Here is a 14,538-nt window from a genome sequence, read left to right as displayed (position 1 = left end):
GTTGATCGTAGTTCCCCGCTTTACGGGTGATCGTCATTTCGCCCGTGGGTATCGGACAGGCGCAAAGATCCGTCTACGCTGCTCACGGAACTCGAGCTTGCGTTGCATCATACGGACCGTCCCATATGAGGTCCTCGAAGGGAATCGCATCGCCCGGACCAGCTAGTAGTTTGCCGACCGGGAGCTTGGCTTCACCCATCGAGCATGTAGCTCAAGCGCCCCGCCCACTGGACGGTCGCGGAGAGGGGAGTGCTAGTCGTCGTCCCGTCAACCCTGTACGGGGACACCGCTTCTGCCGGCGCACCTTACATGCGAAGTCCTGATTGGAGCCGAGTATGTACGCCATCGAACGAAACGATCCGTCGACGCGGTGGATCAGCGTCGCCTTTCTGCAGGGCGAGGAAGCTGAGAGGCTTCTCACCCTGATCGATCGAGAGGGGCCGATCTCCGCGATCTATCAGCTTCGCGAGCTCGACCACGGCGATGAGACGATTGAGGCTGCGCTCGTCAACGGCTACGTGTACGACGCGGTGCCAGCCGGCAGCACCGATCACACGATCGAGCCGTACGGTTCCCCGTACGCGCTGACGTACAGCGACACGTTCGGCTACGTCTCGCTCCTCCGCCGCTACGAACCCATGCGGTCCCCCGACTCGGTCGCAGCCTTGGCACCGTTCGAGCGAACGCCACAGTCCGTCGCGAGCGAATGGATGGCGAATCCTTCACCCGTGGCAGTGGCACCACGCCAGCGCTCGGTGGCGATGTGAGCCTCGACGAACGGCTTCACACTGCCGCTCTGGTGAGCTCCCGTGATGAGTCACGCGGCCAACGCCGCGGCCGCAGGCGTCTCGCGTCCAAGATCGAACGCGAAACCCGACAGGCAACCATCGCCGAACGCCGCGCACGGGCAGAGGCGGAGCGCGCCGAAGCGCGCTCGGCCTCATATCTGCCTGCATCAGGAGAATCCGGGCCTGCGGCACTTCGCACCCCCGGCCGACTCAAGCTGCCGAAGCACCAAGACACAACCGCGACGCTCGCAGGTCACTACCCGTTCCTCGCCGAGGCGGGCCTCGGCTCTGAGGGCGTGTTCGTCGGGCAGGACCTCTACTCTGGCGGCTCCTTCGTTTACGACCCATGGGTGCTCTACCAGCGCGGCATGATCACCGCACCGAACGTGGTACTTGCCGGCATCGTTGGCTCCGGCAAGTCCTCGCTGGCGAAGTCGCTGTACACGCGATCCTTGCCGTTCGGCCGACGCGTCTACGTGCCTGGCGATCCGAAAGGCGAGCACACGGCCGTCGCCGAAGCGGTCGGCGGACGAGCGATCATTCTGGGCCACGGCCTCCGCAACCGGCTCAACCCGCTCGATGAAGGGCACCGTCCAGCCGCGGCATCCGACGCCGAATGGTCGGCACAACTCGCCGCGCGCCGACGCGACCTCATCGGCGCACTCGCCGAAACCGTGCTCGATCGCCTGCTGACCCCGCTCGAGCACACCGCCATCGATCTAGCCCTCAGCGATGCAGTACGGAGCGCGGAGGTGCCGATCCTGCCGATGGTCGTCGACCGCATCCTGCAGCCGAACGCGACGGATGACCCGGACGGCCGCCTCGCCGAAGACGGACGACTCGCCGGCCACGCACTCCGTCGCCTCGTCGCCGGCGACCTCGCCGGATTGTTCGACGGCCCGTCGACCGTGCGCTTCGACCCGAACCTGCCGATGGTTTCGCTCGACCTGTCCCGTGTCGCCGAGAACTCGACGCTGATCTCGGTGCTCATGACCTGCTCGTCGGCGTGGATGGAGTCCGCGCTCGCGGACCCGGACGGCGGCCAGCGTTGGGTGGTCTATGACGAGGCGTGGAGGCTCATGGCCTACCCGGCTTTGCTTCGCCGGATGGACGCACAGTGGCGCCTCGCCCGGCACTACGGCATCGCCAACATGCTGATCTTCCACAAGCTTTCCGACCTCGACAACGTCGGCGACTCCGGCTCCGCCATGCGCGCGCTCGCATCGTCGCTGCTCGCGAACGCTGAGACCCGCATCGTGTACCGACAGGAACCCGACCAGCTCGGGTCCACCGCCACCGCGCTGGGCTTGTCCGTCACTGAGCAGAACCTTCTGCCCACCCTCGGTATCGGTCAGGGCCTCTGGCGCATCAAGGACCGCAGCTTCGTCGTCCAGCACCAACTGCACCCCGCAGAGCTCGCCACGTTCGACACCACCGCGCGCATGATGGCCGGCTCGGACCGGTGATCTGGATGCTACGCCGCAGCGACCCTGCGAGCGCACCTTCCGAACACACCGAGGAGGGGTCGTGACTGCAGCATCCGACGAACGCACGGCACGGATGGCGCTGGCCACCGTTTCAGAGCCTGCTGACGTCATCACTGGCACACTGGTGGCTCGCGTCGGTCCGATCGAGACGCTGGCGCTGCTCGAATCACGGACCGGGCTTCCGTCCGGCATCGACCCCGCCGAGGGCGAACTCTGGCGACGCCGACTCGCGGCACGACTCAACCCCGACGAGCCCGATCGCGTCGCCGCGCGCATGGAACAGCATCAGCTCCGCATGATCACACCGGATGACGCGGTGTGGCCGGCGGAACTGCGACATCTCGGCTCGACGACGCCGCTCGTGCTCTGGCTCCGGGGTGATCCTGCCCCGTTGTCTGCTCCGCTCGAGGAGCGCGTGACGATGGTCGGCGCTCGGGCGGCCACGTCGTACGGCGACCACATCGCCGGTGAACTTGCGACCGATCTTGTGGGGCGGGGCAAGGTGATCGTCACGGGCGGCGCATACGGCATCGATGCCGCGGCGATCCGCGCGGTGATGGCGACCGCTCCCGGGCGCGTCGTCGTGGTGCTCGCCAGCGGTTTGGATCGGCCGTATCCAGCCGGACACGAGGATCTGTTTCCTCACGTCGCCGCCACAGGCGGGCTGCTCGTCAGCGAGCTCCCGCCCGGCTCGGCACCGACGAAGTGGCGCTTTCTGCAGCGCGGACGTCTACTCGCCGCTTTGGGCGGAGCGACGATCGTCGTCGAAGCCGGCCCACGCTCGGGCTCGCTCTACGTGGCGAGCATCGCCAATGCTCTCGGACGGCCGGTAGCAGCCGTTCCCGGACCGCTCACGTCTCCCACGAGCGCCGGCACCCATCGTCTGATCAAAGACGGGTTCGCCCAGCTCGTGGTCAACGCCGACGACGTCCTCGCGCTCACAGACCCTTCCGTTCGCTACGCCAGGGAACGGACGTTTCCAAGTTCGCCGCTCTCGCATCGGAACACGCGCCGCGGCGCCGACCTGGTCCGCTGAGCCATGGCCTCGTCAAGTTCCTCGACCGGGCTCGGCGACGAGGCCACCAATCTCGGGCTCGCCACCCTGATGGGCGCGGCCGGTCTCGCGCTTGTACTGCGCGGCGCCGGGAGCGCAGCTGCATGGGTGACCGGACTCCCCCAACCAAGCGGGGACGCTGCGAGCGGTCTGGCGGTGCTGCTCGATCCGAGCGACCCCGGCGCTCCGCTCGGTGTCCCGGATCTCAACCCGGTTGTGTTCTGGGTGATCGCAGGATTCCTGCTCGCCTGCCTTCTTGCCCTGGCGATCGCGATCTGGCGTATGACGCACACCCAAGGTCAGGCGCTCCCGGCCGACGTGTTCCATCTGCCCGGCATCGCATCGAAACACGAGGTCGCGCACCACGCATCACGTCGCCGCCTCCTGCGCCGCGCCCGCCACCTGCGGCCCTCACTGGCAAAACCGGAGCCGTCGGATGTCGGCTACCGACTCGGGTCTGCGCACGGCGTCGAGATCTGGGCGTCCGTTGAGGACTCATTCCTGATCCTCGGCCCGCCACGCTCCGGAAAGGGAGCGAACTTCGTCATCAATGCGATCCTCGATGCGCCCGGGGCTGTGGTCACGACGTCAACCCGAGCCGACAACCTGACCGCAACGATGCGGGCGCGCCAAGACCGCGGTCCGGTCGCCGTGTTCGACCCGCAGCATCTCGTCCCCGGCATCCCCTCAGGCCTGCGCTGGTCCCCGATTCGCGGCTGCGAAGATCCACTCGTCGCGATCATCCGCGCAAGAGGGTTGGCCGCAGGCACCGGGCTCGGAGCTGGTGGAGTCGAGGGTGGCGGTTTCTGGGAAGCGAAGACTAGAGTCGCGCTCCAAGCTCTCTTGCACGCTGCGGCACTGGACCGCCGCTCCCCTTCCGAGCTGTTCCGGTGGACACTCGACCCAGCGTCGGCTGCCGATGCCGCCGCCATCCTCGCGTCAAACCCGAACACCGCGATCGGATGGGCCGACTCGCTCCAGGCCATGCTCGATGCTGACCCGCGCACTCGCGACTCGATCTGGCAGGGCGTATCGCTCTCCCTCGCCGCCCTCGCCGACCCTCGAGTCCTCGACGCCGTTTCGCCAGGTCCCGACGAACAGTTTCATCCGGAAGAGTTCCTGCGGAACAGAGGCACCCTGTACCTGCTCGCCACCGGTGCCGGAGCCAACAGCTCGGCCGCACTCGTCTCCGCGTTCATCGAAGATCTGGTCGAGACCGCGCGCCACCTCGCGGCCGGGAGCCCTGGCGTCAGACTCGACCCGCCACTCTTGCTCGCGCTCGACGAGATCGGCAACCTGGCACCGCTTCCGTCGCTGCCCAGTCTCGTGTCCGAAGGCGGCGGCACCGGCATCACCACGATGCCCGTCCTGCAATCGCTCGGGCAGGCGAGGGACAAGTGGTCCGCGGCTGCAGCCGACACAATCTGGGAGGCTTCGATCGTGAAGATCATGCTCGGCGGATCCTCCAACGCCAAGGACCTGCACGACGTCTCCACGATCATCGGCAACCGCGACGAAGTCACCGATTCAACCACCATCGGCGACCGCGGATCCCGCTCCGCCCAGCGCTCGATACGCCGGGTCCAGACCATGCCGGAAGAAACGATCCGGACCCTGCCCGACGGCGCAGCGCTCTTCCTGCTCAGCAAAGCGCCGCCGATCATTGCCCACCTGCGCGCCTGGACGGACCGCCCCGAGTCCAAACGACTCGTCGCCGACCGAACCGCAATCGAAACTCTCCTTGTCGCGCAGAACGCCCACGCCAGACCGAGCCGTTCCCTCGACGACGAGCCGGCGACCGAACCGAACGAACCAGACAGCCAACAGGAAGACGCGTCGTCCGGGAGCGCACGCGCACCTGAGCAGTGAGCGCGGATCATCGATCCGCCCAGCACAGGAAGGCACAGTCCCATGGCTCTGCACACCCAGCAATCGATCTCCGGGTTCATCGCCACCGAACCCCAGCAGACCGTCACCGAGCGCGGCGAAACCCGCTTCTACGCCCGCATCGGCCAGCCCCGCTTCCGCCGCGAAGACGACGGCTCGTTCACCGAGCTCGCACCCACCTTCCACGACCTCGTCGCCTACCGCGCCACCGCCGATCGCGCCGTGGCCCGCTTCGCGAAGGGCGACAGCTTCGTCGCCGAAGGCTACGTGAGAACCTTCCAAGTCGAACGCGACGGCGAGATCGTCGACCGCGAAGAGTTCGTCGCAAAGAAGCTCGGCCACGACCTCGCGCGCACCGAGTACGAGGTCGACCGCACCCGACGACAGACGGTCGTCCAAACGGATGCCGCGGCCGCCGGCCGGGACGCCACGACACCAAAGGTGGCGTCGCCGTTCGGGAACCCGGTGCTCGGCCTGTGAACTCTCCCGAGACCTCCGGACACGCGAGGAGCGAAGGCCCTGCCGCCGAGCAAGACGCCTTGTTCGGCGACAGGGCCTTCACAACGTCATTCGACGACGACGCGTTCAAGGATCTCGACGAGCATCTCCTCGCTGAGCCACCGCACCCGATCAACTGGAGCGTGCTCGACGCCGAGGAAGCCGAAACCGCCTGGATCGAGCTCAACCGGTGGGTGACCTGGCTCCGCCGCACCTATGGGCTCCCGGCCTCGATCATCCCGCCGCTCTGGCACCGCCACCCCGAACTCGTCTGGGAGCTCTCCGCCCTCCATCTGCACTGGCTCAGCGCCTACGACCCCGACCAACACGGCTCTGCCCCGTTCGGCTGGCACCGCGACTTCGCCGACGCCCGCAACCGCCTCCACGACTGGGTAGCCACCTCCGGCACCCGGCTCGACCGCGACCGCCCGACCCGGCAAACGATTTGGCCCGGCGAAGAACCCGCTGAGGTCCTTGCGGAGGCGGCCATCACCGATCGAGATGCCGACTTCGTCGACTTCGTCTCGATCGACATTGAGCGCCGCCACGAGGTCGAGTCACGGTTCAACGGCCGAGCGTGAACGCGGAAACGCACGCATCTGGAGCGTTCAGGTCGCGCTCGGAAAGCTCGCCGCCAAGGCGTCAGTGACCATCCGAACGTCGATATCCCCGACGTCGTTGACCAGCTGGTCCGTGAGCTTCCGCGGCCAGAGGACGTGCACGCCCTGGACCATGAACGGTCCACCAAAGAGCGGCCAGTCGGCATCGACGAAGCACAGCACGCCACTCACGGGAACTTCGACGGCGGCCTTCTGGACCATCTCGACCTGACGGTGCATTCCGTCGACCAGCTTGGTCTGGTCTCGACCACCGACGCGCAACGACTCGATGCGCGCGCGAAGGATCCCGCCTTCGACCTTCAGCTCGGGTCGACCTCGGTACCGCTTGGTGTCGATCACCCACACGCCGGCGGGAGTCACGACGATGTGGTCGATGTTGGCCTTCGAGCCGGGGATGCGCCGATCATGCAGCACCTTGACTCGGTCGGAGACGATACCGTCCAGCCGTGCGCCGACGATCTCCTCGCCACCTGCACCGACGCTCCACGCCTTGGTGCTTTGCCGCTCGTCCGAGAGGGCAACAGCGATACCGCCGAACCGCCCCCAGCGACTGCGAATCCGCTCGTGATCATTTGCACGACGTCGCTCATACTCCTGTCGCGCAGAGCCTCCCGCGCTACCTGTTCCAGGACTCTCCACCCTGCCACCTCCTCGAAACCACAGTCGCAGGCCGAATCTCATCTCCGACAGCGTCCCTTCGCCCCCAATGCGGGGCACCGGGTGGCTCACTCGGAGTCCCAGCTGTCCCAGTCGAAGTCCTCCGCACCATCAGCAGGTGATGGGGACTCCGGTGCGAGGCGTTGAAGCGCCTCTGCTGGCGCCGACGTGACCCGCCGGTCAGGCTCCGCATAGTGCTCCTTCGTCACCGCCGTCGAGGTATGACCGAGCACATCGGCAGCTGCCTGGAGCCCCAACTCATGCGCGATGGCCGTCGCCCCAGTCCGGCGGAACGCATGCGGTGAGATCCCTTCGGCCCCGAGGCCAGCGAGCTCGAGGATCCTCCGGAACTGCCGTCGAACGTTGGCCGGCATCAGCGGCGTCCCGTTCTTCGAGAAGAAGAGCAGCTGTTCCGGCTCGGCGTCGCTTGGCAACTCCGCAAGTTTCCGCCGCAGAACCTCGGCTGCGAACGCAGGCACGGCTACAAGCCGGTTCGACTCCTTGGTCTTCGGGTGCTCCTGGCGGTACACCGGCACACCCGTGCGATGGATGATCGTGCCGCAGATCTCGACGCGCGGTGGATCGGCCGTCACGTCGACATCGCACTTTCGAAGCGCGAGCGCCTCGCCGATGCGGGTCGCCGTACCGAGCATGACCTCGATGAGGTCGCGAACCTGGCCGTCCGGCCTCGGCCCGAACCAGTTCGGGCCAGTCCCGAACTCGCGCGCAGCTGTCCGAATGGCAGCAAGTTCATCAGCAGTGAGCGCTCTCGGCACTCGCTTGGGCTTTTTGAGCTGCGAGGTCTCCTTCACGGGATTGCGTTCGAGCAAGCCCTGCCGGACGGCGAATGCGAGCACCATGCTCAGCGTCGTCTTCGAGTGCTTCGCCATCGAGAACGAACGTTGCCGCTGCTGCTTCAGGTAGCGTTCGATCCGGCCGACGGTGATCTCACGCACTGCGAAGTCGGCGAAGAAGGGCAGCACACTGCTCCGCAGTTGCCGTTCGTAGGTCTCCTTCGTGCTCTCGGCACGATCGACGTCCAGCCGGAGGTCGTCCAACCACGCGTCGGCGAGGTCTGCGAACTTCGAGTCCGGCGTGAGCGATCCCTGTGTCCCGGCATGGCGCATCCGCGCCTGGAGCTCGAGCTTCAACACCGAGATCGCGGCGTTCCGGCTCTCGGCCGTCGCGACCACTTGCCGGGTCTGACCGTCCCAGTCACGAAATCGAGTGAGCGCGCGAAATCGACCTCGTGCCATCTCGGTGGTCTGGATCGTCCCATACGTGCCGATGGCGAGGCGCGGACGACCCGCCATCAGCCCTCGCCTCCGCTGGCAGCCAATTCGGGCTCATGGAGTCCGTCGAGCCATCGAACGACGTCGGAGATGCGATACCGGATCTCACGTCCGACCCGCAGACCGGCCGGGCCCCGCCCGTCGGAACGCAGGTCGTAGATCGCCTGCACGTGCACGCCCAGGTATTCGGCGAGCTCGCTCGTGGTCAACATGGGCTCCAAGCCGAGCCCTGAGAGGCGTTCGCTGTTCATGCCACGAAGGTGTTCGAGACGAACCCAGACGAACCGAACACACTCGATCACGCTGCACCCAGCGCGCGAGAAACTGCGCGGTCCGACGAATAAACGTTGAATAAACGTTGACGACATCAAGTCCTCACCCATCACTCCGGGCAAGAAATCCTGATCACGTCGAAATACGGTAGGGCGGACGGGACTTGAACCCGTGACCGATGGATTATGAGTCCACTGCTCTAACCGGCTGAGCTACCGCCCCTCGAGCGACGTCAGTCGGGCAGTATGACCGGCATCGACTCGGTGACCGGATCGGTCACGCGCAGACCACGATACAGACTCTCGAACGTGTCGAGCGTACGGGTGATGTCGTGGGCCTTGATGTACTTGAGCGACGACGCCTTCATCGCGTTGTAATCGTCGGGCGACGCCTCGAGCACGATGCGGAGCTTGGCCGCGAGGTCTTCGGGGTTGCTCGGCTCGAAGAGGTACCCGTTCTCGCCGTCATGCACGAGGTGCGGCAGCGCCATGGCGTTGGCGGCGACCACGGGCAGCGCCGAGGCCATGGCCTCCATGGTCACGATGCTCTGCAGTTCGGCGATCGAGGGCATCGCGAGCACGGATGCCCGGTGGTATGCCTCGCGGAGCTCCTCGTCGGTCACGTAGCCCGTGAAGGTGACGCGGTCGGCGATGCCGAGCTCGGCGGCCAGGTTCTCGAGGTTGCGCTTCTGGTCGCCGCCGCCGACGATCTCGACCTTCGCGTCGAGTTCGGCGGGCAGCAGGGTGAGGGCGCGGAGGAGCACGTCGATCTGCTTCTCGCCCGTGACCCGGCCGACGAAGAGGATGCGGTTCTCGATGCGCGGCTCCCAGTTCGGGGAGTACTTGTGCGCGTCGATGCCGCACGAGATCGCGTGCACGCCGGTGAGACCGGTGTGCTTCTCGAGGAACTGCGCGGCCTTGAGCGTGGGCGTCGTGACTGCCTCGGCGCGGCCGAACGTGCGGCCGGCGGCCTTCCAGGCGAGCCCGACGGCCCACTCCTGCCAGCCCTTGGGCAGCAGGGTGAACTCGAGCATGTTCTCGGGCATGAAGTGGTTCGTGCCAACGATGCGGATGCCGCGCTTCTCGGCCTCGACCGAGAGGCCGCGTCCGACGATGATGTGCGACTGGAAGTGCACCACGTCGGGCTTCACAGCGTCGATGATGCGGGCGCTGTTCTGGCGGATGCGCCACGGCAGCGCGAAGCGCAGCCAGTCGTGCGGGTACCAGCGCCAGCTGCGCAGCCGGTGGGCGGTGATCTCCTGGCCCTCGTGCACCTCTCGCCACGTGCCGTGCTTGCGGTTCGCGGCGGGCGCGACGACGTGCACGTCATGACCGCGCTCGACGAGGCCGGCGGCGAGCCGCTCGGCGAACCTCGCGGCACCGTTGACGTTGGGCGCGAAGGTGTCGGCGCCGATCAGGATTCGGAGCGGGCGTTCCGGTTCCGCGCGGTCGACGGCGCTGGGGGATGTCGCACCGGGAGTGTCTGACACGTGGAGATGTTCCTCACAGTTCGGGGGCCGGCCGATCGGCCGGGGCTCGTCACGGCGCCGATCGGGCGCGAGCGGTGACTTCGAAGAATAGTCTACGCAACGCGATGCGGACATGGCCGGACAGGCATGTCGCGCGCCACGTGCGCGGGCCGGTGGTGCTCTCGCTCAGAGCCTGGTCTGCGGGTGGTTCCGGGCGAGCAGGAACACGCCCCAGACCGCGATGGCGCCGGCGAGGACGAAGATCGAGTTCGCCCAGATGCCGGCCTGGGATGCCTCGCCGAGCACGACGATGCCGATCATGACCGCCACGATCGGGTCGACGACCGTGAGGCCGGCGATCACGAGGTCGGGCGGGCCCGACGCGTAGGCGTTCTGCACGAAGTAGGCGCCGAGTGCCGTGGCCGCGAGCAGGCCGATCACGCAGGTCAAGGTCAGCCACTCGAACTCGCCCTGCTGGAGCCGCCCGATGATGACCTTGGCGAGCGTGGCGACGAAGCCGTAGAGCACGCCCGCCATGATGACGTAGAACACGGCGCGGATGCGGCTGCGGAAGAACCAGAACGCGAGTCCGGCCGCGATGAGCACGACCGCGAGGAGCGAGAGGATCACGACCAGCTGCCGGTCGGTGACCGGCTTGTCGACGGCCGTGAACGCGGCGACGCCAACGAAGAGGAACACGCCGCCCACGCACATCACGATCGCGGTGATCGACTTCGAGTTCAGCTTCACCTTGTTGATGCGGGAGTTCAGGATCGACGTGATCACGAGCGCGATGGCGCCGAGCGGCTGCACCACGATGATCGGCGCGAAGTAGAGGCTCGAGAGCTGGAAGACGATCGCGAGGCCGAGCATGACCGTGCCGATGACCCATGACGGGCGCGAGAGCAGCAGCCACAACTGCCCGGCGTTCAGGCCCTTGCCGAGCGCGTCGGCGGTGTGGGCTTCGACCTTGGTCACCCCGCGGTGCTGGAACTGCGCACCGAGCGACAGGAAGACCGCACCGATGAGCGCCAACGGGATGCCGATGAACTGGGTGGGGTCGAGGGCGATCTGCTCAGTGAGGTCGCTCAGGTTCGGATCCACGGAAAAACCCTACCGTCCCCGCGCCGATATCCTTGGCGAATGGCCGTGCTTCCCATTCGCATCACCGGCGATCCGGTGCTCCACTCCCCCGCCCTCCCGGTCGAGACCATCGACGACGGCATCCGCGCGCTCGTCGCCGACATGTTCGAGACGATGGATGCCGCGCCCGGCGTGGGTCTCGCGGGGCCCCAGGTGGGCGTCGCGCTGCGGCTGTTCACGTTCGGCTGGACCGACGAGTCCGACCAGCTCTGGCGGGGCGTCGCGATCAATCCCGAACTGTGGATCACGCCCGCCGTGCCCGGCCACCCCGACCCCGACCTCGAGTCCGAGGGCTGCCTCTCGTTCCCGGGCGAGCGGTTCCCGCTGCGCCGCGCCGAGCGCGCGCTCCTGCGCGCGACCGACCTCGACGGCAACCGCTTCGAGATCGAGGCCGAGGGCTGGCTCGCCCGAATCTTCCAGCACGAGTTCGACCACCTCGAGGGCACGCTGTACACCGACCGCCTCACCGATCGCGAGCAGCGCATCGTCGCCAAGATCTGCCGCAAGGTCGGCTGGGGCGAACCGGGCGTCTCGTGGATGCCGGGCGTCGACGACCTCGAGGCCTGATCCGCGCCGCCCCGTGCGGCGTACGCGCGCTCCGCACGGCCGCGTCGCGGAATCCGCTCAGGTGAACGCGCGGATGCCGGCGGCGACGGCCGCGGCCACGACGACCACGACCACGAACGGCACGCGCAGCGCGTAGAGCGCCGCGGCGACGATGACCGCCGGCACGCGAGCGTCGACCACGATCGCCTGCCCGGCGCCGAGGGTCTGCACGACGATGAGCGCCGAGAGCAGCGCCACCGTGAGCAGGTCGGCGATGCGCGCCGGGCGCTCGCGCTCGAGGAAGCCCGCGGGCACCACGTAGCCGCCGAGCTTCAGCGCGAGCGTCGCCGCGGAGGCGATGAGGATCACGTGCCAGGTCGTCATGCCGCCGGCTCCTTGCGGTCGAACCAGTCGAACCAGCCGACGACGAGGGCGACGGATGCCGCGACGAGCACCGGGAGGCCCGGTACGAGCACGGGCGTGGCCAGCACCGCGACGACCGCCGCGCCGACGGCGACGGCGCCCGCCTGCCGTCGCTTCAGGCGCGGCCACAGCAGGCCGAGGAACGCGGCCGCGGCCGCGGCGTCGAGCCCCCACGCCCGAGTGTCGCCGAGCGCGTCGCCGATGAGCGCACCGAGGAGCGTCGTGAGGTTCCAGCCGACGAACACGATCGTGCCGGTGAGCCAGAACCCGAGGCGGGCCGGCCGCTCGGTCGACTGCGCGAGCGCGACGGCCGTCGACTCGTCGATCGTGAGCCAGGCGGCGGCGACCCGCTTCACGGGCCCGCCGCGGTCGACGAGCGGCTTCATGCGCATGCCGTAGACGACGTTGCGCACGCCGAGCAATGCGGCCGCGGCGATCGCCGGGCCCGCAGCCGCCGGGCCACCGCCGGCGAGCACGCCGATGAGGGCGAACTGCGAGCCGCCCGTGAACATCACGAGGCTGAGGAACATCGTCTGCCAGACGTCGAGGCCCGACGCGACGGAGAGCGCCCCGAACGAGATGCCGTACGCGGCCGTCGCGAGCCCGACCGAGAGCGAGTCGCGGATGACGGCACGACGCGCGAGTGCGTCAGCGGTCGTCTCGTCCATGTGCACCCTCGAATCGGCACGTGCAGGTTCGCGACGCCACCGCCATCGGCACCGCCGTTGCAGAAAGCCCCGCATCCGTGACGGATGCGGGGCTTCGGTTGCTCCCCCACTTGGACTCGAACCAAGAACCTATCGGTTAACAGCCGATTGCTCTGCCAATTGAGCTATGGAGGATCATGCGTGTTGCAGCGGATTCACTCTAGCAAAACGCGCGCGTCTGACCAATTCGAGCGACCCTCGACAATCATCCGGCCTCGGTGTCGCGGAAGACTCCCCGGCCAGATGCGGTTTCAGCGTACCCGGTCTGCCTGAACGAGTGCCGGATGCCGCCGGCTCGTCAGTAGCCGGCGTGCAGGTCGATGCGTCCGACCCACTCGCCGCGGCCGAGGAGGGCGGCCACGTTGGCCTCCACGCGCTCGGCGAAGAGCGGCACGGTCATGGCCTCGGTGTCCGCGACGTGCGGCGTGACGAGGGCGTTGTCGAGCTGCCAGAGCGGATGCCCCGTGGGCAGCGGTTCGGGCTCCGTGACGTCGAGACCGGCTCCCCCGAGGCGACCGCTCGCGAGTTCGGCGACGAGCGCGTCGGTGTCGACGAGGGCGCCGCGCGCGACGTTGACGAGCACGGCGCCTTCGGGAAGCGCGGCGAGCTCTGCGGCGCCGATCATGCCGCGCGTGCGTTCGGTGAGCGCGGAAGCGACGAACAGCACGTCGGCGCCTCCGAGCACCTCGGGCAGCGCGGAATCCGTCACCGTGCGCGCCGCACCCTCGACCGGGGCCTCCCGACGCCGCACGACGGTCGCCTGCACGCCGAAGGGCGACAGCAGCCGCAGGAGTTCCTCGGTGATGCCACCGCCGCCGAGCAGCACCACGCGGGCGCCGAAGAGCGAGTGTCCGCGCTCGTCGGCCTGCCAGGTGCGGGCGCGGGCGCGTCGGGGCACCTCGCGCAGCACGCTCAGCGCCAGCATCAGCGCGTGCTCGGCGACGGGGCGGGCGTACGACCCCTTCGCGCTCGTCCAGATGCGGCCGTCGTCGCGGAACCGCCGCAGCGTGCCCGCGAACGAGTCCACGCCCGCCCACGGCAGTTGCACCCACGCGACATCCGGATGCCGCTCGAGTGCCGCGGCGAGGTCGCCCGAGCCCGAGTTCGCCACCCAGACGATGCCCCGCGTGTCGTCGCCGAGCGGTGCGACCCTGCCGCCCGCGCGGTGCACGGCGTCGACGACGCTGGCATCCGCGTGGGGCAGCACCGTGACGACGCCCGCACCGAACGGCGTACCCGCGGAGCCGGTCACGCCCCGAGGCCCCCGTCGAGTTCGTCGATCACGGCGTGGCCGTCGTCGAGCGCGCCGGCCAGCGCCGCCACGTAGGGGTGGCTCGGATCGTGGAACACCTCTTCGATCGTGCCGAGCGCGGCCAGGTTGCCGTGGTCGAGCACCGCGATGCGGTCGGCCGTGCGCCGCAGCACCGGGAGGTCGTGGCTGATGAGCAGCGCCGAGAAGCGCTGGCGCTCGCGAAGTTCGCCGATGAGCTGGGCGACCGCGTCGCGCACGGTGAGGTCGATGCCGGCGGTGGGCTCGTCGGCGATGAGCACCGACGGCCCCCGCCCCAGCGCCCGTGCGAGCGCCCCGCGCTGGCGCTGCCCGCCGCTCCGCCCGTAGGGGGACTTCTCGCGGGAGCCGAGCGGCCACCGCACGCTGTCGGGCCTGGTCGCGGCGCGGGGCGTGGGGGCCCCCTG

At 68.4% G+C, this 14,538-nt stretch carries 16 protein-coding genes and 2 tRNA genes; 7 read left to right on the top strand and 11 right to left on the bottom strand.

Annotation, left to right across the window (positions count from 1 at the left end):
- Positions 1–335: 335 nt before the first annotated feature.
- The 6 genes from ACR3IO_RS14050 to ACR3IO_RS14025 all read left to right on the top strand — a co-directional run bounded on the left by ACR3IO_RS14050 (position 336) and on the right by ACR3IO_RS14025 (position 6,295).
- Complete coding sequence (locus ACR3IO_RS14050) at positions 336–767, top strand: hypothetical protein (RefSeq protein ID WP_434071838.1); 432 nt, start codon at positions 336–338, stop codon at positions 765–767.
- Positions 764–2,254, top strand: a complete 1,491-nt coding sequence (locus tag ACR3IO_RS14045) for an ATP-binding protein (protein ID WP_434071837.1) — start codon at positions 764–766, stop codon at positions 2,252–2,254. The genes ACR3IO_RS14050 and ACR3IO_RS14045 overlap by 4 nt, the downstream gene beginning before the upstream one ends.
- Before the next feature lie 61 nt (positions 2,255–2,315).
- The gene (gene dprA / locus ACR3IO_RS14040; RefSeq protein WP_434071836.1) at positions 2,316–3,311 is read left to right on the top strand and encodes a DNA-processing protein DprA; all 996 of its coding nucleotides are present in this window, start codon (positions 2,316–2,318) and stop codon (positions 3,309–3,311) included.
- Between the two features lie 3 nt (positions 3,312–3,314).
- Positions 3,315–5,198: a type IV secretory system conjugative DNA transfer family protein gene (locus ACR3IO_RS14035; protein WP_434071835.1), complete on the top strand. Its 1,884-nt coding sequence runs from the start codon at positions 3,315–3,317 to the stop codon at positions 5,196–5,198.
- Positions 5,199–5,240: 42 nt separating this feature from the next.
- Positions 5,241–5,696 (top strand): single-stranded DNA-binding protein, encoded by a 456-nt coding sequence (locus ACR3IO_RS14030; RefSeq protein ID WP_434071834.1) that lies wholly within the window; start codon positions 5,241–5,243, stop codon positions 5,694–5,696.
- Between the two features lie 59 nt (positions 5,697–5,755).
- Positions 5,756–6,295, top strand: coding sequence for a hypothetical protein (locus ACR3IO_RS14025; RefSeq protein ID WP_434071833.1), 540 nt, complete (start codon positions 5,756–5,758; stop codon positions 6,293–6,295).
- Positions 6,296–6,322: 27 nt separating this feature from the next.
- Here ACR3IO_RS14025 and ACR3IO_RS14020 read toward each other — a convergent pair whose 3' ends face one another.
- From ACR3IO_RS14020 to ACR3IO_RS13995, 6 genes are all read right to left on the bottom strand, one after another.
- Positions 6,323–6,973 carry a nuclease-related domain-containing protein gene (locus ACR3IO_RS14020; RefSeq protein WP_434071832.1) on the bottom strand — a complete coding sequence of 217 codons (651 nt, stop codon included), beginning with the start codon at positions 6,971–6,973 and terminating at the stop codon, positions 6,323–6,325.
- Positions 6,974–7,059: 86 nt separating this feature from the next.
- Entirely contained in the window at positions 7,060–8,304 is a 1,245-nt protein-coding gene (locus ACR3IO_RS14015; protein WP_434071831.1) for a tyrosine-type recombinase/integrase, read from the bottom strand.
- Complete coding sequence (locus tag ACR3IO_RS14010; RefSeq protein ID WP_434071830.1) at positions 8,304–8,534, bottom strand: helix-turn-helix domain-containing protein; 231 nt, start codon at positions 8,532–8,534, stop codon at positions 8,304–8,306. Before ACR3IO_RS14010 ends, ACR3IO_RS14015 begins: the two co-directional genes overlap by 1 nt.
- A gap of 170 nt (positions 8,535–8,704) precedes the next feature.
- A tRNA-Ile gene (locus tag ACR3IO_RS14005) sits at positions 8,705–8,778 on the bottom strand.
- A gap of 10 nt (positions 8,779–8,788) precedes the next feature.
- Entirely contained in the window at positions 8,789–10,045 is a 1,257-nt protein-coding gene (locus ACR3IO_RS14000; RefSeq protein WP_434071829.1) for a glycosyltransferase, read from the bottom strand.
- 165 nt (positions 10,046–10,210) lie between these two features.
- A complete protein-coding gene (locus ACR3IO_RS13995) occupies positions 10,211–11,128 on the bottom strand; it encodes a DMT family transporter (RefSeq protein WP_434071828.1) in 918 nt (305 codons plus the stop codon).
- A gap of 39 nt (positions 11,129–11,167) precedes the next feature.
- Between ACR3IO_RS13995 and def the strand changes: the two genes are divergently transcribed.
- Positions 11,168–11,734 (top strand): peptide deformylase, encoded by a 567-nt coding sequence (gene def, locus ACR3IO_RS13990; protein ID WP_434071827.1) that lies wholly within the window; start codon positions 11,168–11,170, stop codon positions 11,732–11,734.
- A gap of 57 nt (positions 11,735–11,791) precedes the next feature.
- Here the strand turns inward: def and ACR3IO_RS13985 are convergent, their stop codons facing one another.
- From ACR3IO_RS13985 to ACR3IO_RS13965, 5 genes are all read right to left on the bottom strand, one after another.
- Positions 11,792–12,097 (bottom strand): AzlD domain-containing protein, encoded by a 306-nt coding sequence (locus ACR3IO_RS13985; RefSeq protein ID WP_434071826.1) that lies wholly within the window; start codon positions 12,095–12,097, stop codon positions 11,792–11,794.
- Complete coding sequence (locus tag ACR3IO_RS13980; RefSeq protein ID WP_434071825.1) at positions 12,094–12,804, bottom strand: AzlC family ABC transporter permease; 711 nt, start codon at positions 12,802–12,804, stop codon at positions 12,094–12,096. The genes ACR3IO_RS13985 and ACR3IO_RS13980 overlap by 4 nt, the downstream gene beginning before the upstream one ends.
- Before the next feature lie 101 nt (positions 12,805–12,905).
- Positions 12,906–12,978 (bottom strand) — tRNA-Asn (locus tag ACR3IO_RS13975).
- Positions 12,979–13,141: 163 nt separating this feature from the next.
- The gene (locus ACR3IO_RS13970; protein WP_434071824.1) at positions 13,142–14,095 is read right to left on the bottom strand and encodes a D-isomer specific 2-hydroxyacid dehydrogenase family protein; all 954 of its coding nucleotides are present in this window, start codon (positions 14,093–14,095) and stop codon (positions 13,142–13,144) included.
- A partial coding sequence (locus ACR3IO_RS13965) for an ATP-binding cassette domain-containing protein (RefSeq protein ID WP_434071823.1) occupies positions 14,092–14,538 on the bottom strand: 447 nt, incomplete at its 5' end. The genes ACR3IO_RS13965 and ACR3IO_RS13970, both read right to left, overlap by 4 nt.

Source organism: Agromyces sp. Marseille-Q5079 (assembly GCF_051016555.1).
Taxonomy (GTDB): Bacteria; Actinomycetota; Actinomycetes; order Actinomycetales; family Microbacteriaceae; genus Agromyces.
Note: the sequence above shows the minus strand (reverse complement) of the source record. Positions and strands in the feature narration are given on the sequence as shown.

What these genes read in the sequence shown, in the direction of transcription:
- ACR3IO_RS14050 (WP_434071838.1), top strand. Translation starts at nt 336, where the DNA reads ATGTACGCCATCGAACGAAACGATCCGTCGACGCGGTGGATCAGCGTC.
- ACR3IO_RS14035 (WP_434071835.1), top strand. Translation starts at nt 3,315, where the DNA reads ATGGCCTCGTCAAGTTCCTCGACCGGGCTCGGCGACGAGGCCACCAAT.
- ACR3IO_RS14030 (WP_434071834.1), top strand. Translation starts at nt 5,241, where the DNA reads ATGGCTCTGCACACCCAGCAATCGATCTCCGGGTTCATCGCCACCGAA.
- ACR3IO_RS14015 (WP_434071831.1), bottom strand. Translation starts at nt 8,304, where the DNA reads ATGGCGGGTCGTCCGCGCCTCGCCATCGGCACGTATGGGACGATCCAG.
- ACR3IO_RS14010 (WP_434071830.1), bottom strand. Translation starts at nt 8,534, where the DNA reads ATGAACAGCGAACGCCTCTCAGGGCTCGGCTTGGAGCCCATGTTGACC.
- def (WP_434071827.1), top strand. Translation starts at nt 11,168, where the DNA reads ATGGCCGTGCTTCCCATTCGCATCACCGGCGATCCGGTGCTCCACTCC.
- ACR3IO_RS13985 (WP_434071826.1), bottom strand. Translation starts at nt 12,097, where the DNA reads ATGACGACCTGGCACGTGATCCTCATCGCCTCCGCGGCGACGCTCGCG.
- ACR3IO_RS13980 (WP_434071825.1), bottom strand. Translation starts at nt 12,804, where the DNA reads ATGGACGAGACGACCGCTGACGCACTCGCGCGTCGTGCCGTCATCCGC.